Source organism: Methylibium sp. (assembly GCF_965279545.1).
Classification (GTDB): domain Bacteria; phylum Pseudomonadota; class Gammaproteobacteria; order Burkholderiales; family Burkholderiaceae_C; genus Methylibium.
Map to the genome: position 1 here is coordinate 1194040 of NZ_OZ257250.1, position 20437 is coordinate 1214476.

General features: G+C 68.7%; 17 protein-coding genes and 1 riboswitch. Of the genes, 9 read left to right on the forward strand and 8 right to left on the reverse strand.

Features of this window, described 5'->3' with window-relative positions; all coding sequences use genetic code 11:
• Nucleotides 1-170: 170 nt before the first annotated feature.
• Genes thiD through thiC form a run of 5 tightly spaced genes read right to left on the reverse strand, consistent with a single transcriptional unit; the run spans nucleotide 171 to nucleotide 5895 of the window.
• A complete protein-coding gene (gene thiD / locus ACQY9S_RS05575; protein WP_428423733.1) occupies nucleotides 171-1760 on the reverse strand; it encodes a bifunctional hydroxymethylpyrimidine kinase/phosphomethylpyrimidine kinase in 1590 nt (529 codons plus the stop codon).
• Complete coding sequence (locus ACQY9S_RS05580; protein ID WP_428423735.1) at nucleotides 1757-2647, reverse strand: thiazole synthase; 891 nt, start codon at nucleotides 2645-2647, stop codon at nucleotides 1757-1759. The genes thiD and ACQY9S_RS05580 overlap by 4 nt, the downstream gene beginning before the upstream one ends.
• A gap of 33 nt (nucleotides 2648-2680) precedes the next feature.
• Nucleotides 2681-2908 carry a sulfur carrier protein ThiS gene (thiS, locus tag ACQY9S_RS05585; RefSeq protein ID WP_428423737.1) on the reverse strand — a complete coding sequence of 76 codons (228 nt, stop codon included), beginning with the start codon at nucleotides 2906-2908 and terminating at the stop codon, nucleotides 2681-2683.
• Nucleotides 2905-4005 carry an FAD-dependent oxidoreductase gene (locus ACQY9S_RS05590; RefSeq protein WP_428423739.1) on the reverse strand — a complete coding sequence of 367 codons (1101 nt, stop codon included), beginning with the start codon at nucleotides 4003-4005 and terminating at the stop codon, nucleotides 2905-2907. Before ACQY9S_RS05590 ends, thiS begins: the two co-directional genes overlap by 4 nt.
• Before the next feature lie 3 nt (nucleotides 4006-4008).
• Complete coding sequence (gene thiC, locus ACQY9S_RS05595) at nucleotides 4009-5895, reverse strand: phosphomethylpyrimidine synthase ThiC (RefSeq protein ID WP_428423741.1); 1887 nt, start codon at nucleotides 5893-5895, stop codon at nucleotides 4009-4011.
• A gap of 73 nt (nucleotides 5896-5968) precedes the next feature.
• Nucleotides 5969-6073: riboswitch (TPP riboswitch) on the reverse strand.
• A 581-nt stretch (nucleotides 6074-6654) separates the two neighbouring features.
• On the opposite strand from thiC, the gene ACQY9S_RS05600 reads away from it, so the two are divergent.
• From ACQY9S_RS05600 to ACQY9S_RS05615, 4 genes are all read left to right on the forward strand, one after another.
• Nucleotides 6655-8655 carry a sigma-54-dependent Fis family transcriptional regulator gene (locus ACQY9S_RS05600; RefSeq protein ID WP_428423743.1) on the forward strand — a complete coding sequence of 667 codons (2001 nt, stop codon included), beginning with the start codon at nucleotides 6655-6657 and terminating at the stop codon, nucleotides 8653-8655.
• 93 nt (nucleotides 8656-8748) lie between these two features.
• Nucleotides 8749-9339 (forward strand): polyhydroxyalkanoate synthesis repressor PhaR, encoded by a 591-nt coding sequence (gene phaR / locus ACQY9S_RS05605; protein ID WP_428423745.1) that lies wholly within the window; start codon nucleotides 8749-8751, stop codon nucleotides 9337-9339.
• A gap of 64 nt (nucleotides 9340-9403) precedes the next feature.
• A complete protein-coding gene (gene rimO / locus ACQY9S_RS05610; protein WP_428423747.1) occupies nucleotides 9404-10819 on the forward strand; it encodes a 30S ribosomal protein S12 methylthiotransferase RimO in 1416 nt (471 codons plus the stop codon).
• Nucleotides 10820-10826: 7 nt separating this feature from the next.
• Nucleotides 10827-12014 carry a cystathionine beta-lyase gene (locus ACQY9S_RS05615; RefSeq protein WP_428423749.1) on the forward strand — a complete coding sequence of 396 codons (1188 nt, stop codon included), beginning with the start codon at nucleotides 10827-10829 and terminating at the stop codon, nucleotides 12012-12014.
• 21 nt (nucleotides 12015-12035) lie between these two features.
• On the opposite strand, the gene smpB is transcribed toward ACQY9S_RS05615, so the two are convergent.
• Nucleotides 12036-12503: an SsrA-binding protein SmpB gene (gene smpB / locus ACQY9S_RS05620; protein WP_428423751.1), complete on the reverse strand. Its 468-nt coding sequence runs from the start codon at nucleotides 12501-12503 to the stop codon at nucleotides 12036-12038.
• 29 nt (nucleotides 12504-12532) lie between these two features.
• On the opposite strand from smpB, the gene ACQY9S_RS05625 reads away from it, so the two are divergent.
• On the forward strand, nucleotides 12533-12994 hold the full coding sequence (locus ACQY9S_RS05625) for a type II toxin-antitoxin system RatA family toxin (protein ID WP_428423753.1): 462 nt from the start codon (nucleotides 12533-12535) through the stop codon (nucleotides 12992-12994).
• Nucleotides 12981-13310 carry an RnfH family protein gene (locus ACQY9S_RS05630; RefSeq protein WP_428423755.1) on the forward strand — a complete coding sequence of 110 codons (330 nt, stop codon included), beginning with the start codon at nucleotides 12981-12983 and terminating at the stop codon, nucleotides 13308-13310. The genes ACQY9S_RS05625 and ACQY9S_RS05630 overlap by 14 nt, the downstream gene beginning before the upstream one ends.
• Before the next feature lie 13 nt (nucleotides 13311-13323).
• Here the strand turns inward: ACQY9S_RS05630 and ACQY9S_RS05635 are convergent, their stop codons facing one another.
• The gene (locus ACQY9S_RS05635; protein WP_428423757.1) at nucleotides 13324-13818 is read right to left on the reverse strand and encodes a DUF4124 domain-containing protein; all 495 of its coding nucleotides are present in this window, start codon (nucleotides 13816-13818) and stop codon (nucleotides 13324-13326) included.
• 146 nt (nucleotides 13819-13964) lie between these two features.
• Between ACQY9S_RS05635 and guaB the strand changes: the two genes are divergently transcribed.
• From guaB to guaA, 3 genes are all read left to right on the forward strand, one after another.
• Nucleotides 13965-15434 (forward strand): IMP dehydrogenase, encoded by a 1470-nt coding sequence (guaB, locus tag ACQY9S_RS05640; protein ID WP_428423759.1) that lies wholly within the window; start codon nucleotides 13965-13967, stop codon nucleotides 15432-15434.
• Nucleotides 15435-15509: 75 nt separating this feature from the next.
• Nucleotides 15510-16766: an MFS transporter gene (locus tag ACQY9S_RS05645; protein ID WP_428423761.1), complete on the forward strand. Its 1257-nt coding sequence runs from the start codon at nucleotides 15510-15512 to the stop codon at nucleotides 16764-16766.
• A gap of 20 nt (nucleotides 16767-16786) precedes the next feature.
• Nucleotides 16787-18367: a glutamine-hydrolyzing GMP synthase gene (guaA, locus tag ACQY9S_RS05650; RefSeq protein ID WP_428423763.1), complete on the forward strand. Its 1581-nt coding sequence runs from the start codon at nucleotides 16787-16789 to the stop codon at nucleotides 18365-18367.
• A 1044-nt stretch (nucleotides 18368-19411) separates the two neighbouring features.
• Here the strand turns inward: guaA and ACQY9S_RS05655 are convergent.
• Nucleotides 19412-20437 carry an SGNH/GDSL hydrolase family protein gene (locus ACQY9S_RS05655; protein ID WP_428423765.1) on the reverse strand — a complete coding sequence of 342 codons (1026 nt, stop codon included), beginning with the start codon at nucleotides 20435-20437 and terminating at the stop codon, nucleotides 19412-19414.

Here is a 20437-nt window from a genome sequence, read left to right on the forward strand (position 1 = left end):
GAGGAGGGGGCGGCCGTGAGGCCGACGCCGGGGGACATGAACGCAACACAGCGACCCGGCGCAGCGCCCCCGCTGACATGTGATGGTCAGCTATCCGGACAAAAAACACCGAACGCCGCAACGAGCCCTGGCTCGACCTTCGAACTGATGCGTTCGAATGCAATGCGCTATCAGGCCTGCGTGCTGGCGATGTCCGAAGCGAGCGTCGGGTGCGGCAGGGGCGGTGCGGGCAGGCGCCGAGCGCGTCGGCCGGCCAGCAGCGCCTCCTGCAGCGCGGGAACGACCCGCGCCGGCTCGTTGCCCAGCACGCGCACGGCGCACACGCCATCGGCACCGCAGCGCGCCGCGGCCTCGACTTGCTCGGCCGTGAGGACGCCACCGATGGCCACGACCGGCAGACCGGCCATGGCGCACCACCACGCCAGGTTGTCCAGGCCTTGCGGCCGCCAGGGCATGGCCTTGGTCAGCGTGGGCCACACCGGCCCGCAGGCGACGTAACGCGGTGCCAGCGCCTTCGCGCGCGCGAGTTCCCACAGGCTGTGCGAGCTGATGCCGAGCGCGAGGCCGCTTGCCTGCAGCTCGGCGCGCCCCAGCTCGCCGAGCGCGAGCAGGTCTTCCTGCCCGAGGTGCACCCCCGGCGCGCCGAGTTCGGCGGCGAGTTGCCAGTGGTCGTTGACGAACAGCGTGGCGCCGGCGGTGCGGCAGGCGGCGATGCTGCCGTGCAGTGCCTCGCGCAGCGCGCGGTGCCAGGCCGCGCTTGCGTCCGGCGGCGTCTTGATGCGCAGCTGCAGCGTGCGCAGGCCGGCGGCCAGCGCTCCCGCCAGGCGCGTTTCGCTGTCGACGATGGCGTAGAGGTCCAGCCGGGTGCCGGGCGCGGCGCGCGGCACGGCGAAGCGCGGCGCTTCGCCCCAGGACAGCAGTGGCAGCGAGCCCGGATCGCCGGCGAAGCCGGCGCGGGCATGCACCGGGCCGCTGCCGGACCCGGCGGCGTAGCCGCCGTGCAGCGCGTGGCCGGTTGCCATCTTGGCCAGCACCAGCGCGTCGGCCGGCACGAAGCCGAGCGCCAGCGCGGCCGCGGTGCTGGTCGCGAAGGTGCAGCCGGTGCCGTGCCGGTGGTCGGTGGCGATGCGGGGCGCGGCCAGCCAGCCCTCGGCCTGCCCGGTGCATAGCCAGTCGAGCACGCGGCCGTCGGTGTCGGCTGCGTCGCCGCCGGTGATGCACACGGCGCCTGCGCCCTGCCGGCGCAGTTGCCGTGCCAGTGCCGGCAACCCGCTCGCATCGACACCGCGCAGCGCCAGCAGGTGGGCGGCCTCGGCGCGGTTCGGCGTGACGACCGTGGCGCGCGGCAGCAGGAGTTCGCGGTAGGCGGCGAGGGTGGCGGCGTCGGCAAAGGCCGCTCCGGTGCTGGAGGCCAGCACCGGGTCCACCACCAGCGCCACCGGACGGTCGCGGCGCAGCCGGTCGACCCAGCGCGCGACGACGCGCACCTGCTCGACGCCGCCGAGCAGCCCGGTCTTGAGGGCGTGGGGCGGCATGTCCTCGGCGAGCGCCTGCAACTGGGCCTCGAGCACGAGCGGGGAGACCGGCTCGACGCGGGTCACCGCGCGCGAGTTCTGCGCCGTGACCGCGGCGACCACCGGGCACAGGTGCACGCCGAAGGCGTCGGCGGCACGCTGGTCGGCGCCGAGCCCGGCGCCGCCGCCGCTGTCGGTGCCGGCGATGCTCCAGATGACGGGCCGCGCTTCGGACGGCCCCGTCATGGCGCGCCTGGCAGCAGGGAAGCCTGGCCGCCGACGGTGTCGGACAGCGTGAAGGGCTGGCCTGTGACCGGCGTGCTGGCGACGGCGAAGTCCTGCCGCGCCATGACGCCCGCGCGCCAGGCGGCGCGGCCCCCCTCGATCGCCAGGCGGAAGGCGCGTGCCATCGCGACCGGCTCACGCGCCTGCGCGACGGCCGAGTTCAGCAGCACGGCATCGAAGCCCATCTCCAGCGCCTGGGCGGCGTGAGAGGGTGCGCCGAGGCCGGCGTCGATGATCAGCGTCGCGTCCGGCAGGCGCTCGCGCAGCGTGCGCAGCGCGTAGGGGTTGAGCAGGCCCTGGCCCGAGCCGATCGGCGCGCCCCAGGGCATCAGCACCGGGCAGCCGGCGTCGAGCAGGCGGCGGCAGGTGACGAGGTCGTCGGTGCAGTACGGGAACACGGTGAAGCCGTCGCGCACCAGCTGCGTGGCCGCCGCCACGAGTTCGAAGGGGTCGGGCTGCAGCGTGTACTCGTCGCCGACCACCTCGAGCTTGAGCCAGGGGGTGTCGTAGAGCTCGCGGGCCATGTGGGCGAGCTGCACCGCCTCGCGCGCCGTGCGGCAGCCGGCCGTGTTGGGCAGCAGGTGCGCACCGGTGTCCCGCAGCGTCTGGCGGATCGAGGCGATGAAGCCGTTGTCGCCGGCCGCGGCGAGCGTGCGCTTGAGCCCGACCGTGACCACCTGCGTGCGCGCGGTCTGCAGCGCGCTCAGCAACACCGTGGGCGAGGGGTAGCCCGCGGTGCCGAGCAGGAAGCGGCTGTGCAGCTGCACTTTGCCCACCTGCCAGGGGTCGCTGCGGTCGTCGTCGGTCGTGTCGCCGGGCGGGGTGGGGCACAGGGTCTGTTGAAGCATGGGAGGTCCTCGTGGAGCGGGCGGCCGTTGCGGTCAGCCACCGACGATGGGTTGGAAGAGCAGGACGTCGTCGCCGTCCAGCAGGACGCGCCCGGCCCGCAGGGGGCGCGCGACGAACTCGCCATTGACGGCCGTCGTGACGGCGTTCGGGGCATGGCCGAGTGAACGCACCAGGTCGTCGAGCGTGCTGCCGCGCGCGTGCGTGCAGGGTCGGCCCTCGAGGCGCACGGTCACGGTTGCAGCGCTCGTCGGACTGTTCATCGGGCAGCCTCCGGCAGCGTTGCGGCGATGTCGGCACGCTGCCGAGACCACGCTGCGAGCACGCCCTCCACCAGGGCCGGCGCGAGCAGCCAGCCATGGCGGAACAGGCCGTTGATGCGCACCAGCGTCGCGGTGATTTCGGTGTACGGCCGGTTGTCGGGCAGTGCCGGCCGCAGGTTGCGGTCGAGGCGCAGGATGCGCGCTTCGGCCAGAGACGGCATCACGCTGTGCGCGGCGGCCATCAGCTCCACTGCGCTGCGCAGCGACATCGGCGAGCGGTCCTCGCTCTCGATCTCGGTGGCGCCGAGCAGCACGATGTCGCCGGGCCGCGGCACCAGGTAGACGCGGTGGCGCGGGTGCAGCAGGCGCACCGGCCGCGTCAGGCCGTGCCCGGCGGCGTGCAGCCACACGGTCTCGCCGCGCACGCCGCGCAGCGGCAGCTCGGGCCGCGCGCCGAGGCCGCGCACGTCGAACACCGCATCGAAGTGCTGCCAGCCGCTGACCGGGCCGTCGACGAGCAGGGCGCCGGCGCGCAGTTCGGTGACCTGGCAGCCCCAGTGCCAGCTCACGCCGGGCGCATCGCGGTGCAGCGAGAACATCGTGTGCACCGGCTCGATCTGCGCCTCGCCGGACAGCAGCCAGGCGTGGCCGGGCGGCTGCAGCCCGGGCTCCAGATGGGCCAGCTGGTCAGCGCTGAGGGCCACCGGTGCCGAGGCGGGTGCGAGTGCGGGCACCGGCGTGGCCGACAGACGTGCCAGCACCCGTTGCGCCGCTGCGAGATCGCTGCGGTGGGCGAGCAGCAGGCTGCCGCGCTCCTCGAAGGCCGGCGGATCGGGCAGCGTGGCGACGATCGCACGCCACAGCGCGATCGATCGCCAGCCGAGCGCCGCGATCTCCGGGCCGGCGTTGTCGAGCTCGGCCAGCGGGCTGAGCATGCCGGCGGCCGTGAACGCGGCCGCGCCGCGCCCGTCGAAGCGCGGCTGCGGACCGGGCGCCGGGTCGAACACGCTGACGCGGTAGCCTGCATGGGCCAGTTGCCAGGCCAGCAGCCGGCCCAGCAGGCCGGCGCCGGCGATGCCGAGGTCGAGCGAGGGCACGGCTCAGCCCTCGTCGACCACGAGCGGGATGTAGATCTCGCCGCCGGCCTGCCGGAACTGGCTCGATTTCTCGGCCATGCCGGCGTCCAGCGCCTGCGCTTCGCTGATGCCGCGCTGCGCTGCGTACTCGCGCACCTCCTGCGTGATCTTCATCGAGCAGAACTTCGGCCCGCACATCGAGCAGAAGTGCGCCACCTTGCTGGCGTCCTTGGGCAGGGTCTCGTCGTGGAAGTCGCGCGCGGTGTCGGGGTCCAGCGAGAGGTTGAACTGGTCCATCCAGCGGAACTCGAAGCGTGCCTTGGACAGCGCGTCGTCGCGGGCGCGGGCGCCGGGGTGGCCCTTGGCGACGTCGGCCGCGTGCGCGGCGATCTTGTAGGCGATGATGCCCTGCTTGACGTCGTCGCGATCGGGCAGGCCCAGGTGCTCCTTGGGCGTCACGTAGCACAGCATCGCGGTGCCGAACCAGCCGATCATCGCCGCGCCGATCGCGCTGGCGATGTGGTCGTAGCCGGGCGCGATGTCGATCGTCAGCGGCCCCAGCGTGTAGAACGGCGCCTCGTGGCAGTGCTTCAACTGCTCGTCCATGTTGGCCTGGATCATGTGCATCGGCACGTGGCCCGGGCCTTCGATCATGGTCTGCACGTCGTGCTTCCAGGCCACCTGGGTCAGCTCGCCCAGCGTGCGCAGTTCGGCGAACTGGGCCTCGTCGTTGGCGTCGGCGGCCGAGCCGGGGCGCAGGCCATCGCCGAGCGAGAAGCTCACGTCGTAGGCCTTCATGATGTCGCAGATGTCCTCGAAGTGCTCGTAGATGAAGCTCTCGCGGTGGTGCGAGATGCACCACTTGGCCATGATCGAGCCGCCGCGCGAGACGATGCCGGTGCGGCGGTCCGCGGTGAGGTGGATGAAGGGCAGGCGCACGCCGGCGTGGATGGTGAAGTAGTCGACGCCCTGCTCGGCCTGCTCGATCAGCGTGTCGCGGAAGATCTCCCAGGTAAGGTCCTCGGCCACGCCGCCGACCTTCTCGAGCGCCTGGTAAATCGGCACCGTGCCGATCGGCACCGGCGAGTTGCGCACGATCCAGTCGCGCGTGGTGTGGATGTTGCGGCCGGTGGACAGGTCCATCACGTTGTCGGCGCCCCAGCGGATCGCCCACACCAGCTTCTCCACCTCTTCCTCGATGCTCGACGTGACGGCCGAGTTGCCGATGTTGGCGTTGATCTTCACCAGGAAGTTGCGGCCGATCGCCATCGGCTCCACCTCGGGGTGGTTGATGTTGGCCGGGATGATGGCGCGGCCGCGCGCCACCTCGTCGCGCACGAACTCGGGCGTCACGATGGCCGGGATCCGCGCGCCCATCGGGTTGCCGTGCAGGCGTTGCTCGCGCGACGCATCGCCCAGGTACTCGCGCATCCACTCGCGTTTGCCGTTCTCGCGCAGCGCCACGTACTCCATCTCCGGCGTGACGATGCCCAAGCGCGCATAGTGCATCTGCGTGACGTTGGCACCGGACTTCGCGCGTCGCGGCCGGCGCTGCAGCGCGGCGGCGTCAAGGCGCAGCTGCTCGATGCGCTGCGCCTCGCGGGCCTCGTGCTTCGCGCCGTCGTCGAGGGCCTGGTGCAGGCGGCCGGCATAGAGCTCGGTGTCGGCACGGGCGTCGAGCCAGGGTGTGCGCACGCCGGGCAGGCCGTGCTTCACGTCGATCGCCACATCGGGCTCGGTGTAGGGGCCCGAGGTGTCGTACAGCGAGACGGTCTCGCCGTTGGTCAGCGTCACCTCGCGCATCGGCACGCGCAGATCGCTGCGGGAGCCTTGCAGGTAGGTCTTGCGCGAGGCGGGGAAGGGCTCGCGCGTCAGCGAGAGCAGGGCGGCGATCTTGTCGGGGGCGTTCATTCGGGCTCCTTCGTGAGAGGTGATTGCTCCGAAGGTCGCCCCATGCCGGCACCGGTCCGCGAGGGACCGACGCCAAGGGTGTGACAGCTCTTCTTCCGCCGGTACTAACCGGTTCAAGTTCGCGGGTTCGGATTCACCGTCTCAGCACGCAGACCTGCATGCACCCCGGAGCAAGGCCCATTGTGTGAGTGCGCCGAAGCCGGTGTCAATGCATGCCCGTGCGTATTTTTCAAACCGTTTCTGCACGGATGCCGTGGCGATTTGCCAACATGCGGGTGTGGGGATGAACCGGCATGCGACATGTGTTCAATCCGCCGAAGCCTCGATGCGACAGATGTCGCTCATGGTTCGCGTCGTGCCGATGTCGATGCACCTTCGGATCCGGGTCGCCCCGCAGGGCCGATGCGTCGTTTCTCGCCGGCGGGCGAAGGTCTGCGGCCGGCCCGCAACCTGGGCACGCGGCGTGCTATGCCTGCTCGTCGCGCAAACCTCGATGGGCGGGGTGCTGTTGCTGACCGCCAGACGCCACGCGCGCCGCGCCGCAGAGCGGCATCCACCCGATCGCGGGTGCGGTGCCGCTGTCGCCTGTCCGCGCATCGAACCCCGGGGTGCCCGCTCCATCCTCGCCGCGTGGGATTGCACGTCCGCAAAGCCCCGGGGGTTTCCGCTGTAGCGTTGGCCAGCCGCTCGGTGGATCATCAAACAAGAAGAAGACTTCAGCCATTGGGAGCAAACGGCAGAAGCAATTGGAGGTGACGCATGGTTTCTGAACGAACGCAGCACATCGACAACGTGGTTTCCGTTGTCACGAATCCCATTGACGAGGCGTCCGAGAAAAGCCGGGTCTATAAGTCGTGGGCCCGTTGCGTGAACGACTACGGGCTCGATCCCTCGCGGCCAACCCCGGCGCGCATCCTGCCTTCGCAGGAGGTGCGTGAGCACCAGCAGCAGATCGAGGAGTTCCTGCGGGTCGCACGGTCCGGCATGGAGGACATGTACCGGCGTGTGGCGGATCTGGGCTACATGCTGTTGCTGACCGATGCTGCCGGCATCACGGTCGACTACATCGGCAATCCGGCCTGGGACAGTGAGCTGCGGAGCGCCGGCCTCTACCTCGGTGCCGACTGGAACGAAGCACACGCCGGCACCTGCGGCGTTGGCACCTGCCTCATCGAGCAGACGCCGATCACCTGTCACCAGGCCGAACATTTCGACGCCACGCACATCTCGCTGACCTGCACGACGGCGCCGCTGTTCGATCCCAACGGCAAGCTGCTCGCGGTGTTCGACGTGTCGGCGCTGCGCTCGCCCCGCGCCAAGGACAGCCAGCACCTCGTCTTCCATCTCACGTCCATGTACGCGCAGATGATCGAGGATGCCAACTTCCTGCGCCACTTCAGGAAGAACTGGATCCTGCGCCTGGGCAAGGTCTGCGGCCTGGTCGACGTCGCGGGCGACACGATGCTGGCCTTCGATGACGAGGGCTTGATCGTCGGGGCCAACACAGGGGCGCGTGCCAAGCTGTGGCCTTCGTCGCGCGGCCAGCGCGGCAGTTCACTGCTGGGTCGCAACCTCTCGGAGGTCTTCGCCACGACGATGGAAGCGATCTGGCGCATCGCCAGGGCCGGGACTGGTCTGGACGTCTCGGTCACGTGTTCCGAACCGCGGGAACACTACTATGCAACGGTGGTCGCGCCGCGCGAGAAGGGGACCGTGACGCCAGTGATGGCGGAGCGCCCGGCGATGCTGCAGCCGGCAGCCCGGCCGTCCGGCAGTTTCCCGGCGTTGGACCGGCTGGCCGGCAGCGACCCGGCGATGGACCGCCTGCTGGTGCAGGCCAAGCGGCTGGTGGACCGCAAGGTCAACATCCTGATCCACGGCGAAACCGGCTCCGGCAAGGAGGTGTTCGCGAAGGCGCTGCACGAGTCGAGTTCGCGCGCCCGCATGCCTTTCGTGGCCGTCAACTGCGCGTCGATCCCCGAGTCCCTGATCGAGAGCGAACTGTTCGGCTACACGCCGGGCAGCTTCACCGGCGGCAAGAGCAAGGGCATGAAGGGACTGATCCTGCAGGCCCACGGCGGCACGCTGTTCCTCGACGAGATCGGCGACATGCCGCTGCACCTGCAGACGCGCTTCCTGCGCGTGCTGTCGGAGTCCGAGGTGCTGCCGCTGGGCGCCGAGCGGCCGATCCCGGTCGACTTCACCGTCGTCGCCGCGACCCACCGCGATCTGCGCGACCGGGTGGCCGCGGGGACCTTCCGCGAAGACCTGTACTACCGGCTGTGCGGCGCGACGATGTCACTGCCGGCGCTGCGCGAGCGCGCCGACAAGCGCTATCTGATCGAGACCGTCTTCAACGACGAGGCCAAGGGCCTGATGGACCACGCAGGCATTTCCGCCGAGGCGATGGAACTGCTGCTGACCTACCGGTGGCCTGGCAATATCCGGGAACTGCGCAATGTGCTGCGATTCGCACTGGCGATCAGCGGCGACGGCCCGGTGACGCCTGACGATCTGCCGCAGGAAATCGGCATGCAGCGCCTGGGGCATGGGCGGCCGCTGCAGTTGCAGACACGCGACGGCGATGAGGGCATCACGGTCGTGGCAGGCAGCGACGACATCGATGCGGAGCGGCTGCTGAGTTCCCTGAAGCGCAACAAGTGGAATATCACGCTGGCTTCACAGGACCTGAAGATGTGTCGCGCGACGGTCTACCGCCAGATGAAACGCTTCAAGATCACGCCGCCGAACCAGCAGTAGCCGCCGGCCGCTGCGGGCGGTGCGGCGGGAAAACCCCTTCGGGGAGAGGGCGCCCGGCTTCTAGAATGGGAGCCCTTCTCTGGAGTGGTTCCCATGACGCAAGCGAAAGTCCGGTCTCCGCGCAGCAGTCCGGCCAAGGCCGACGAGGGCCCGGATGAAGCGGGCAGCATCCGGGTTCTGAAGAAGTACCCGAACCGCCGCTTGTACGACACCCAGACCAGCGGCTACATCACGCTGGCCGACGTGCGGCAGATGGTGCTCGACAGCGAGAGTTTCGTCGTGCGCGACGCCAAAACCGGCGAGGACCTGACGCGCAGCATCCTGCTGCAGATCATCCTGGAGGCCGAGACCGGCGGCATGCCGATGTTCACGACGCCGGTGCTGGCCCACATCATCCGCCTGTACGGCCACACCATGCAGGGCCTGCTCGGCTCCTACCTCGAGAAGAACATCCAGGCCTTCACCGAGATGCAGAGCCGCTTTGCCGAACAGACCGGCCTGGGCGCAGGCAAGGCCTACAGCCCCGAGCTGTGGGCACAGTTCATGAGCGTGCAGGCGCCGATGATGCAGGGCCTGATGAGCAGCTACCTCGACCAGTCGAAGAACCTGTTCGTGCAGATGCAGGAGCAGATGCACAAGCAGACCGAGAGCCTGTTCTCGGCGACCACCGGCGCCAAGAAATAGGGCCGGTAGGCCCGCTCCGGCCTTTCGCGCGGGGCGATCGGCCGGGATCGGCGAAAATCCGCCGATGACCCAGACTGCTGTAGTGGACACCACCGCCCCGACCGTGGGCGATGCCGCCTCCCGCAACATCCCCAAGATCGGCTTCGTGTCGCTCGGCTGCCCCAAGGCGCTGACCGATTCGGAGCTCATCCTCACGCAGTTGCGCGCCGAGGGCTACGACACTTCCAAGAGTTTCGCCGGCGCCGACCTGGTGATCGTCAACACCTGCGGCTTCATCGACGACGCGGTGAAGGAGAGCCTCGACACCATCGGCGAGGCGCTGGCCGAGAACGGCAGGGTCATCGTCACTGGCTGCCTGGGTGCCAAGGCGGGCGAAGGCGGCGGCAACCTGGTGCGCCAGATGCACCCGAGCGTGCTGGCCGTGACCGGGCCGCACGCGACGCAGGAGGTGATGGACGCGGTGCACGTGCACGTGCCCAAGCCGCACGACCCCTTCGTCGACCTGGTGCCGGCCTACGGCGTGAAGCTCACGCCCAGGCACTACGCCTACCTGAAGATCAGCGAGGGCTGCAACCACCGCTGCAGCTTCTGCATCATCCCCAGCATGCGCGGCGACCTGGTGTCGCGGCCGATCGGCGATGTGCTGAACGAAGCGCGCGCGCTGTTCGAGTCGGGCGTGAAGGAGCTGCTGGTGATCAGCCAGGACACCTCGGCTTACGGCGTCGACGTGAAGTACCGCACCGGCTTCTGGGACGGCAAGCCGGTCAAGACGCGCATGACCGAGCTGGTCGAGCGCCTGGGCGAACTCGCCGAACCCCATGGCGCCTGGGTGCGGCTGCACTACGTCTACCCCTACCCGCATGTCGACGAGATCCTGCCGCTGATGGCGGCCGGCCGCGTGCTGCCCTACCTCGACGTGCCGTTCCAGCACGCCCACCCCGACGTGCTCAAGCGCATGAAGCGCCCCGCCAACGGCGAGAAGAACCTGGAGCGCCTGCAGCGCTGGCGCGAGGCCTGCCCGCAGATCGTGGTGCGCTCCACCTTCATCGCCGGCTTCCCCGGCGAGACCGAATCCGAGTTCGAGCACCTGCTCGACTTCATGCGCGAGGCCCGCATCGACCGGGCCGGTTGCTTTGCCTATTCCCCGGTCGAAGGCGCCAGCGCGAACGAACTCGCCGGTGCCTTGCCCGAGGCCGTGCGCGAGGAGCGCCGGGCCCGCTTCATGGCGGTGGCCGAGGCGGTGTCGGCCGAGAAGCTGCGCGAGCGCGTCGGGGCCGAGATGCAGGTGCTGATCGATGCCGCGCCGGCGCTCGGCAAGAAGGGCGGCCGCGGCCGCAGCTATGCCGACGCGCCCGAGATCGACGGCGTCGTGCACCTGCTGGCGCCGCTGAAGGCCTCGAAGCAGCTGCGCGTCGGCGAGTTCACCCGCGCGCGCATCGTCGGCACGCAGGGCCACGATCTCGTCGGGCAGCCGACGTGAGTACGGCATGAGCGACGAGCGCCGCGGCGACGATCCGCTCACCACAGGCCTGATCCACCATCCTTACGAGCCGCCGGCCGGCTTCAGCGCGGTGCCGCCGGCGGTGCACAAGGCCTCGACGGTGATCTTCCGCAACGTGGCGGCCTTGCGCGCGCGCAGCTGGAAGGAGAAGACCGGCTACACCTACGGACTGCACGGCACGCCGACCACCTTCATGCTCGAGGAACGCATCGCGACGCTCGAAGGCGGGCGGCAGACCCTGCTGGCGCCCAGTGGCCTCGCGGCGATCGTGCTGGTGGACCTGGCCCTGCTGAAGGCGGGCGACGAGGTGCTGCTGCCGGCCAATGCCTACGGCCCGGGCAAGGAGCTGGCGCGGCAGGAGCTGGCGCGCCTCGGTGTCACGCACCGGCTGTACGATCCGCTGGATGCCGCTGGATTGGCCGCGATGATCGGGCCGCAGACGCGGCTCGTCTGGCTCGAGGCGGCGGGTTCGGTGACGATGGAGTTCCCCGACCTGGCCGGCCTGGTGGCCGCCTGCCGGGCGCGCGGCGTGACGACCGCGCTCGACAACACCTGGGGCGCGGGCGTCGCCTTCGCGCCCTTCGAGCAAGGTGTCGACATTTCGATGCATGCGCTGACCAAGTACCCCTCGGGTGGCGCCGACCTGCTGATGGGCTCGGTGACCACGCGCGACGAGGCCCTGCACCAGCGCCTGAAGATGACGCACATGCGCCTGGGCCTGGGGGTCGGCGCGAACGACGTGGAGTTCGTGCTGCGCTCGCTGCCGACGCTGGCGCTGCGCTACGCCGCGCACGACGCTGCCGCGCGCCGCCTGGCGGCGTGGTGGCAGACGCGGCCCGAGGTCGCCCAGGTGCTGCACCCGGCGCTGGCCGGGGCGCCCGGCCACGCGCACTGGGCCGGCAGCTGCCGCGCCGCGGCGGGGCTGTTCTCGGTGGTGTTCGATGCGCGCTACACGGCGCCACAGGTCGACGCCTTCGTCGATGCGCTCCGGCTGTTCAAGATCGGCTATTCGTGGGGCGGCCCGATGAGCCTGGCGGTGCCCTACGACCTGGCCGCGCTGCGCGGGCCCGCGGCGGCGGGGCAGGGCACGCTGGTGCGCTTCTCGGTCGGGCTGGAGGCCGTGGAGGACCTGCAGGCCGACCTGGAGCAGGCCCTGGCAGCGCTACAGGTCTGAGGCCTGGACGGTGCGCGGCGCTCAGGCGTCCTTGCGGGGGCTGCTGATCTTGTGCCGCATCAGCTGGCCTTTCTCCCGCTCCCAGTCGCGCTTCTTCTCGGTCTCGCGCTTGTCGTGCAGGTCCTTGCCCTTGGCGAGGGCGACGTCGGCCTTCACGCGTCCGCCCTTGTAGTGCAGGTTCAGCGGCACGAGCGTGTAGCCCTTCTGCTCGACCTTGCCGACCAGACGACGGATCTCGTCCTTCTTCATCAGCAGCTTCTTGGTCCGGTCGGCCTGCGGATGGACGTGGGTCGATGCGGTGTTGAGCGGGTTGATGCGGCAGCCGATCAGGAACAGCTCGCCGTCCTTGATGACGACGTAGCCGTCGGTCAGCTGCACCTGGCCGGCGCGGATGGCCTTGACCTCCCAGCCTTCGAGCACCATGCCGGCCTCGAACTGCTCCTCGATGGTGTAGTTGAAGCGGGCCTTCTTGTTGTCTGCGATGGCCATGAAGCCCCTCAATAGAATCTCATCATTCTATGAAGCACGTGAAAAAGTCAGTTCTGCTGTGGTACTCGGCGCGCGAGATGTACGACCTCGTCACCGCCGTGCCCGACTATCCGAAGTTCCTGCCGTGGTGCGAACGCACCGAGGTGCTCGAATCGCAGGAGGGGAGCATGACAGCCCGCTTGCACCTGGCCTACCACGGCGTGCGCCACGCGTTCACCACGCGCAACGCCCACATACCCGGCCAGTCGGTCGTCGTCTCGCTGGTCGACGGGCCGTTCTCGCAGCTCGAGGGCATCTGGCAATTCGTCACCCTGGGCGCACCGGCCGATGGCGGCGATGCACCGCGAGCCTGCCGCGTCGAGTTCGACCTGCGCTACGCATTCAGCAGCAAGGCGCTCGAGGCCGTGATCAGCCCGGTGTTCGACCGCATCGCCGGCACCCTGGTGGACTCCTTCGTCAGGCGGGCAGAGCAGGTGCATGGACCCCGCTGAAGACCGACCGGTGCGCGTGGAGGTTGTCTACAGCCCGCTCGGGCGGACGGTCGACCGCGTCGAGTTGACGCTGGTCGAAGGCAGCACCGCCTTGCAAGCCCTGCAGGCGAGCGGCTTGCTGCAGCGCTACCCGGCGATCGATCTGACGGTGCAGCGGCTTGGCCTGTGGGGGCGCTTGTGCCCGCCGGGTGAACTGCTGCGCGATGGCGATCGCGTCGAACTGTACCGTCCGCTGACGGTGGATCCGAAGGAAGCCCGGCGCCTGCGCTACCGCCGCCAGAGCGAACGACAGGGAGCCCGCAAGCCCGTTCGCTGAGCGGAGCGGCTGCTCAGCGGCACTCGCTCGCCATGGTCTGGCGGGTCTGCTCGACTTCGTGGGCGCGCGCCGCATCGTCGAGGATCTCGCGCTCGCCCTTGTCGTTGGTGCGGGCGATGCGCTGGCCACTGTCGAGCGAGCGCATGTAGGCTCTGGCCCGGTCACAGTTTTGCGCCTTCTGCTGTGCCACGCGGGCCTCGTCGGCGTGGCGTTTGGCGGCGTCCTCCTGCTCGGCCTGCTTGCGCTTGGCTTCGAGCGTCGGGTCGGTGGCGCTGGCCGCGGCGGCCGGCGCGGAGGCCGCACTGGCGGCCTGGGTGACCATCGGGGCGGCGACGTAGGGCCGCTGCAGGATGTCCTTCGCGGGTGTGCCGGCAGGTGGCGGCAGGTCGCTGTACTGGATCTGGCCGCGCGTGTCGCGCCACTTCCACTGCGCCTGGGCCGGCAGGCAGACAACGAGCGCGCAGGCGCTGAGCAAGGCACCGAGCCAGCGTGAGGAGTTTGCGGTCATGCCGCAAGTTTAGCGGCCGCCTCGTGGTTGGCCGCCGCGGCGGTGCGCTGCGGGCAAGGCAGCCGCGGCAAGCGTGCATTCCGCACGCCGGCGCGCCGCAGACGCCTGCCTCCGTATAATTTGCTTTTGCGACTGGAGCTTTTCCCATGCGCCTTCTCGGCAAAGCACTCACCTTCGACGATGTGTTGCTGGTGCCCGCCTTCTCCCAGGTCCTGCCACGCGATACCAGCCTGGCGACGCGCCTGTCTCGCAACATCACGCTGAACCTGCCGCTGGCGTCCGCCGCGATGGACACCGTGACCGAGGCCCGCCTCGCGATCGCGCTGGCGCAGGAGGGCGGTATCGGCATCGTCCACAAGAACCTCAGCCCCAAGCAGCAGGCCGCCGAAGTCTCGCGCGTCAAGCGCTACGAGTCGGGCCTGTTGCGCGACCCGATCACCATCTCGTCCGGCGTGCGGGTGCGTGACGTGATCGAGCTGTCCCGCCAGCACGGCATTTCGGGCTTCCCGGTGGTCGATGACGGCAAGGTGGTCGGCATCGTCACCGGCCGGGACCTGCGCTTCGAGACCCGGCTCGATGCGCCGGTGCGCGAGATCATGACGCCGCGCGAGCGGCTCATCTCGGTGAAGGAGGGCGCGACGCTCGAGGAAGCCAAGGCGCTGATGCACCGCCACAAGCTCGAGCGCGTGGCGGTGGTGAATGCCGCCAACGAACTGCGCGGTCTGTTCACCGTCAAGGACATCACCAAGCAGACCAACTTCCCGAACGCCGCGCGCGACGCCCAGGGCAAGCTGCGCGTCGGTGCCGCGGTCGGCGTCGGCGAGGGCACCGAGGAGCGTGTCGAGGCGCTGGTGAAGGCCGGTGTCGACGTGATCGTCGTCGACACCGCCCACGGCCACAGCAAGGGCGTGATCGAGCGGGTGCGCTGGGTCAAGAGCCACTATCCGCAGGTCGACGTGATCGGCGGCAACATCGCCACTGGCGGCGCGGCGCTGGCGCTGGTCGAGGCCGGCGCCGATGGCGTGAAGGTCGGCATCGGGCCGGGGTCGATCTGCACCACCCGCATCGTCGCCGGCGTCGGCGTGCCGCAGATCACCGCGATCGACAATGTCGCCACCGCGCTGAAGGGCAGCGGCGTGCCGCTGATCGCCGACGGCGGCGTCCGCTACTCCGGCGACATCGCCAAGGCCCTGGCCGCCGGGGCCAGCACCGTGATGATGGGCGGCATGTTCGCCGGCACCGAAGAGTCGCCGGGCGAGATCGTGCTGTACCAGGGGCGCAGCTACAAGAGCTACCGCGGCATGGGCTCGATCGGCGCCATGCAGGAAGGCAGTGCCGACCGCTACTTCCAGGACAACACCGGCGCCAACCCGAACGCCGACAAGCTGGTGCCCGAAGGCATCGAGGGCCGCGTGCCTTACAAGGGCTCGGTGATCGCGATCCTGTTCCAGATGGCCGGCGGCCTGCGCGCCTCGATGGGCTACTGCGGTTGCGCCACGGTGGACGAGATGCACGAGCGCGCCGAGTTCGTCGAGATCACCTCGGCCGGCATCCGCGAAAGTCACGTGCACGACGTGCAGATCACCAAGGAAGCGCCGAATTACCGCGCCGACTGAACCGCCATCGCGGCTCGCCTCTGGCGCGCCGTGCCGTGGCGCCCGCCCTGGCGGCGGGCCGGAAAGACCGAGCCGATGACCTCCCCGCCGCGGGCCCGTGTAGCGGCCATGCCCTTCATCCTGATCACGGTGCTGATCGACATGGTGTCGATCGGCCTGATCATCCCGGTGCTGCCCTTGCTCGTCGGCAGTTTCACCGGCTCGCAGGTCGACACGGCGTTCTGGTTCGGCGTGGTCACCTTTGCCTTCGCGTTCGCGAACTTCTTCGGCTCGCCGATCCTCGGTGCGCTGTCCGACCGCTATGGCCGCCGTCCGGTGTTGCTGATCGGCTTCTGCGGCCTGGCGCTCAACTTCTTCTTCACGGCGCTGTCGACGGCGCTGTGGATGCTGATCGCGGTGCGCCTGGTCGGCGGGGCGATGCAGGCCAATGCCGCGGTGGCCAACGCCTACGTGGCCGACATCACGCCACCCGAGCAGCGTGCACGGCGCTTCGGCCTGCTGGGCGCGATGTTCGGCCTCGGCTTCATCCTCGGGCCGGTGATCGGCGGCCTGCTCGGGGCCATCGACCTGCGCCTGCCGTTCTACGTGGCAGGCAGCCTGGCGCTGCTGAACTGCCTGTACGGCTGGTTCGTGTTGCCCGAGTCGCTGCCCGCCGAGCGCCGCCGGGAGATCGACTGGCGGCGCGCCAATCCCTTCAGCGCCCTGAAGGGGCTGGCCGAGCTGAAAGGCGTCGGTTCGCTGGTGGCGGTGCTGGCCTTGTCGGGCCTGGTGCAGTTCATGCTGCACATCACCTGGGTGCTCTACACGACCTTCAAGTTCGGCTGGGGGCCGCTGCAGAACGGCTGGTCGCTGTTCGCCGTGGGGATGATGTCGGCGCTGGTGCAGGGCATGCTGCTCGGCCGGCTGCTCAAGCGCTTCAGCGCCCAGCGGCTCGCGGTGACCGGGCTGGTGTCGTCGAGCCTCGCCTACCTGTGTTGGGGCCTGGCGACCGAGGGCTGGATGATGTATGCCGTGATCGGCTGCAATGTGCTCGGCTTCGGTGTCACGGCCTGTCTTCAGAGCATCGTCTCGAATGCCGCCGATCCGCGCACCCAAGGCCAGACGATGGGGGCCGTGTCCTCGCTCAACAGCCTGATGGCCGTGGTCGCGCCGCTGATCGGCGCACCACTGCTCGGCATGGTGTCGCATTTGCCGCAGGGCGACTGGCGCATCGGCACGCCCTACTACTTCTGCGCCGCGCTGCAGGCGACGGCCATGCTGCTGGCGCTGCGGCATTTCCGCGCGCAGCGCAGCCGGCGCGCCGCGGCCATCGCGACCGAGTCTCCTGTCTGAACCGTTTCGAGCCTTTCACCATGCACGACAAGATCCTCATCCTCGACTTCGGCTCCCAGGTCACGCAGCTGATCGCGCGGCGCGTGCGCGAGGCGCAGGTGTACTGCGAGATCCATCCGAACGACGTGTCGGACGCGTTCATCCGCGAGTTCGCACCCAGGGGCATCATCCTGTCGGGCAGCCACGCCAGCACCTACGAGGCACACGACCTGCGCGCGCCGCAGGCGGTGTGGGAGCTGGGCGTGCCGGTGCTGGGCATCTGCTACGGCATGTTCACGATGGTGGTGCAGCAGGGCGGCGAGGTCGAAGCCAGTGCGCACCGCGAGTTCGGCTACGCCGAGGTGCGGGCCCACGGCCACACGAAGCTGCTCGACGGCATCGAGGACTTCAGCACCGCCGAAGGCCACGGCATGCTCAAGGTGTGGATGAGCCACGGCGACAAGGTCACCAAGCTGCCGCCCGGCTTCAAGCTGATGGCCAGCACGCCGAGCTGCCCGATCGCCGGCATCGCCGACGAGTCGCGCGGCTACTACGCGCTGCAGTTCCACCCCGAGGTCACGCACACGGTGCAGGGCCGCGCGCTGCTGGAGCGCTTCGTGCTCGAGATCGCGAAGGCCAAGCCCGACTGGGTGATGAGGGACTACATCGCCGAGGCGGTGGCGCGGATCCGCGAGCAGGTGGGCGACGAGGAGGTGATCCTGGGGTTGTCCGGCGGCGTCGACTCCAGCGTCGCAGCGGCGCTGATCCACTGCGCGATCGGCGACCAGCTCACCTGCGTGTTCGTCGACCACGGCCTGCTGCGCCTGAACGAGGGCGCGATGGTGATGGAGATGTTCGCCGGCCGGCTGCATGCCAAGGTCGTGCACGTCGACGCGGCAGAGCAGTTCCTCGGCCACCTGGCCGGCGTCAGCGACCCCGAGGCCAAGCGCAAGATCATCGGCCGCGAGTTCGTCGAGGTCTTCCAGGCCGAGGCGAAGAAGCTCGAGTCCGCCAAGTGGCTGGCGCAGGGCACGATCTACCCCGACGTGATCGAGTCGGGCGGTGCGAGCAAGAAGGCCACCACCATCAAGAGCCACCACAACGTCGGTGGCCTGCCCGAGACGCTGGGCCTGAAGCTGCTCGAGCCGCTGCGCGAGCTGTTCAAGGACGAGGTGCGCGAGCTCGGCGTCGCACTCGGCCTGCCGCCGGACATGGTCTACCGCCACCCGTTCCCGGGCCCCGGCCTGGGCGTGCGCATCCTCGGCGAGGTCAGGAAGGACTACGCCGACCTGCTGCGCCGCGCGGACGCGATCTTCATCGAGGAACTGCGCAACACCGTCGACCCGGCGACCGGCAAGACCTGGTACGCGCTCACCAGCCAGGCCTTCGTGGTCTTCCTGCCGGTCAAGAGCGTGGGCGTGATGGGTGACGGCCGCACCTACGACTACGTGGTGGCGCTGCGCGCGGTGCAGACCAGCGACTTCATGACCGCCGACTGGGCCGAACTGCCGTATGCGCTGCTCAAGCGCACGTCGGGCCGCATCATCAACGAGGTGCGCGGCATCAACCGCGTGACCTACGACGTTTCGTCGAAACCGCCTGCAACGATCGAGTGGGAATGAGCCAACATCGTCCCACGGTGTTTCCGAGCATCCCAAGACAACCCGATTTCGCTGTAGGGACAAGGATTTAGCGTCCCACGACGTTCCACTCGATCCAGAGGCGCCCCAGGCGTCCTGACGGTATCCGGACGCCTAGGCTGGCAGGCCTGCGGCGAGCAAGTGTCTTTCAAGGATGTCGTCGCTGTTCACACACAATGCATCTCTTGCCGCAGTGGCAAAGATTCAATCGCCGCAAAACTGGCACCAGACTGGCACCAGACTGGCACCAGTCAATCCCAAAAAGCAAAAAAGTCAGCAGGCGCAAACCCGCTGACTCTTGTCTATCTTGGCTCCCCGACCTGGGCTCGAACCAGGGACCTACGGATTGACAGGCTACCGCTCGATCTGCCCGCCAACCCGCATGAATGCTCACTTCGGGGGGTGGCGCTTCCAATATTTCTTGTCCGTTTCACTTCAGCAAGGCCTGGGAAGGGATGATCCGAACCGCTGGATATTGGAAGCGAAAAAGCGTTGGGTTTCATGTTGTCGGCAGCGGCGTGTTGTTCACCGTAGGCTGTCGGAATAAACGTCGACAGTTGAACACGTGCCAGCCGGCGACATCTGCAGTCCACGGTCACCCAGATCCTGCAGCAGGCAATGACTCGGGCGGCCGTAGAGAAACTTATCCAGCAGCACGCTGGTCCACACCGAGATCCCGAACTTGCCCCGCTCGATGAGTCGTGCCGGTGCCGGCGCCGCCACGCAAAACACTCCACGTGCTGTGTAGAGATCGGGCCCTGAAAGAGGCTGTGGGGACCGCGGGCGCGCTACCGGACCGATGCCAAGAAGGCAGAAGACGCTCGGAAGTAGCGCGGCTAGAGGCCGAACTCGCGGCGCAAGTCAGCGCACTTCATGCTGCAGGTCCGCGTCGAACTTCTAGATGGCCGACTCGAGGAGCACTTCCGGCAGCGCTTCCCGGGATTCAGGTCACCCGAGCTCTCAACGTTCTGAACGGACTCCCCCAGTTCATCCACTCCCAGGGTTTGCGCACCTCAACACCTACCGTCACGTCTGCGCACGTCCGGACATGAACTGCCGCACCACCGGGGTCAGCAGGCGCGCTATCGCTTCGTGTCCCTGTACCGAGAAGTGCCCGTAGTCGGTTGACCACAAGGCAGCTCGAGCCGGATCGTCGAGTTTCATCAGGTCCGGGAGGGGGTCGAATACGCGGCATCCGGTGTCCCGCGCCAGCTCGCGAAAACGGGCCTGATAGCTGCTCGGATCGCTCAAGCCGGTGAACGACGAGTCGTGCGGCAACGGTACCACCAGGACAGGCACCTTGCTCTCTGCGATCCACGCCGCGAGTATTTTGCGGAGCAGCAACCACCCTGGCTTTTGAGGCGAGTCATAGTCGGGCAAGGGGTTCCACTTCCGGAAAGGTGACACCAATGCCTTCAGCGCGCTTCGCACCGGACCCGCCGGAACCAGCCGCTTGATCACCGACGCATGCTGCGTTGACGGGCTTTTGAAGAATGAATTCTCCTCTCCAAACGCGTAGACATGGGGCAGCAGTTCTCTGGGTAGCGTCTCTTCGGTCCACGTCTGCGGGGGCACTGGCACGTTGTGCAATACCAACTGGTCGTGCTCCAACTCGTAGTACGGCTTGGGGCGCAAGTATTCCTCGCCAGTTACATCGCGCGCTTTGATAATGCGGCGAGACACGCGCCGAATATTCTCCACGAACAGCCCAATAACGATCAGGTCGTGCTGGACCGATGCATTTTCCTTGAAGGCGAGAAACTGCTGATCGGTGGCGGTGCCGGAGAGCGCATAGTTGTAGACCTCGAGATTCGGCACCGCGCGCTCCAGCAGATCGCTATAGCGAAACGCGTTGGACGTGCCGTCGCCCGCCGTTTGTGAATCGCCGAACAGCATCACCCGGAAGACGTCGGGGCGCTTGTCGGGCACGAACTCGCGCTCGGACCTATATCCAGCCGCGTTCGTCCGTACGAGATAGCCGCCGTGTGCCCCCTGCACCCGCAACTTCGCATTCGGCATGTAGGTATAGCCGATGCCCGGGTGATATCGCAT

Bases quoted from the DNA above. Each gene is read 5' to 3' on its own strand.
- thiD (WP_428423733.1), bottom strand. From the start codon at position 1,760: ATGACGGGGCCGTCCGAAGCGCGGCCCGTCATCTGGAGCATCGCCGGC.
- ACQY9S_RS05580 (WP_428423735.1), bottom strand. From the start codon at position 2,647: ATGCTTCAACAGACCCTGTGCCCCACCCCGCCCGGCGACACGACCGAC.
- thiS (WP_428423737.1), bottom strand. From the start codon at position 2,908: ATGAACAGTCCGACGAGCGCTGCAACCGTGACCGTGCGCCTCGAGGGC.
- thiC (WP_428423741.1), bottom strand. From the start codon at position 5,895: ATGAACGCCCCCGACAAGATCGCCGCCCTGCTCTCGCTGACGCGCGAG.
- ACQY9S_RS05600 (WP_428423743.1), top strand. From the start codon at position 6,655: ATGGTTTCTGAACGAACGCAGCACATCGACAACGTGGTTTCCGTTGTC.
- phaR (WP_428423745.1), top strand. From the start codon at position 8,749: ATGACGCAAGCGAAAGTCCGGTCTCCGCGCAGCAGTCCGGCCAAGGCC.
- rimO (WP_428423747.1), top strand. From the start codon at position 9,404: ATGACCCAGACTGCTGTAGTGGACACCACCGCCCCGACCGTGGGCGAT.
- ACQY9S_RS05615 (WP_428423749.1), top strand. From the start codon at position 10,827: ATGAGCGACGAGCGCCGCGGCGACGATCCGCTCACCACAGGCCTGATC.
- smpB (WP_428423751.1), bottom strand. From the start codon at position 12,503: ATGGCCATCGCAGACAACAAGAAGGCCCGCTTCAACTACACCATCGAG.
- ACQY9S_RS05625 (WP_428423753.1), top strand. From the start codon at position 12,533: ATGAAGCACGTGAAAAAGTCAGTTCTGCTGTGGTACTCGGCGCGCGAG.
- ACQY9S_RS05630 (WP_428423755.1), top strand. From the start codon at position 12,981: ATGGACCCCGCTGAAGACCGACCGGTGCGCGTGGAGGTTGTCTACAGC.
- ACQY9S_RS05635 (WP_428423757.1), bottom strand. From the start codon at position 13,818: ATGACCGCAAACTCCTCACGCTGGCTCGGTGCCTTGCTCAGCGCCTGC.
- guaB (WP_428423759.1), top strand. From the start codon at position 13,965: ATGCGCCTTCTCGGCAAAGCACTCACCTTCGACGATGTGTTGCTGGTG.
- ACQY9S_RS05645 (WP_428423761.1), top strand. From the start codon at position 15,510: ATGACCTCCCCGCCGCGGGCCCGTGTAGCGGCCATGCCCTTCATCCTG.
- guaA (WP_428423763.1), top strand. From the start codon at position 16,787: ATGCACGACAAGATCCTCATCCTCGACTTCGGCTCCCAGGTCACGCAG.
- ACQY9S_RS05655 (WP_428423765.1), bottom strand. From the start codon at position 20,437: ATGCGATATCACCCGGGCATCGGCTATACCTACATGCCGAATGCGAAG.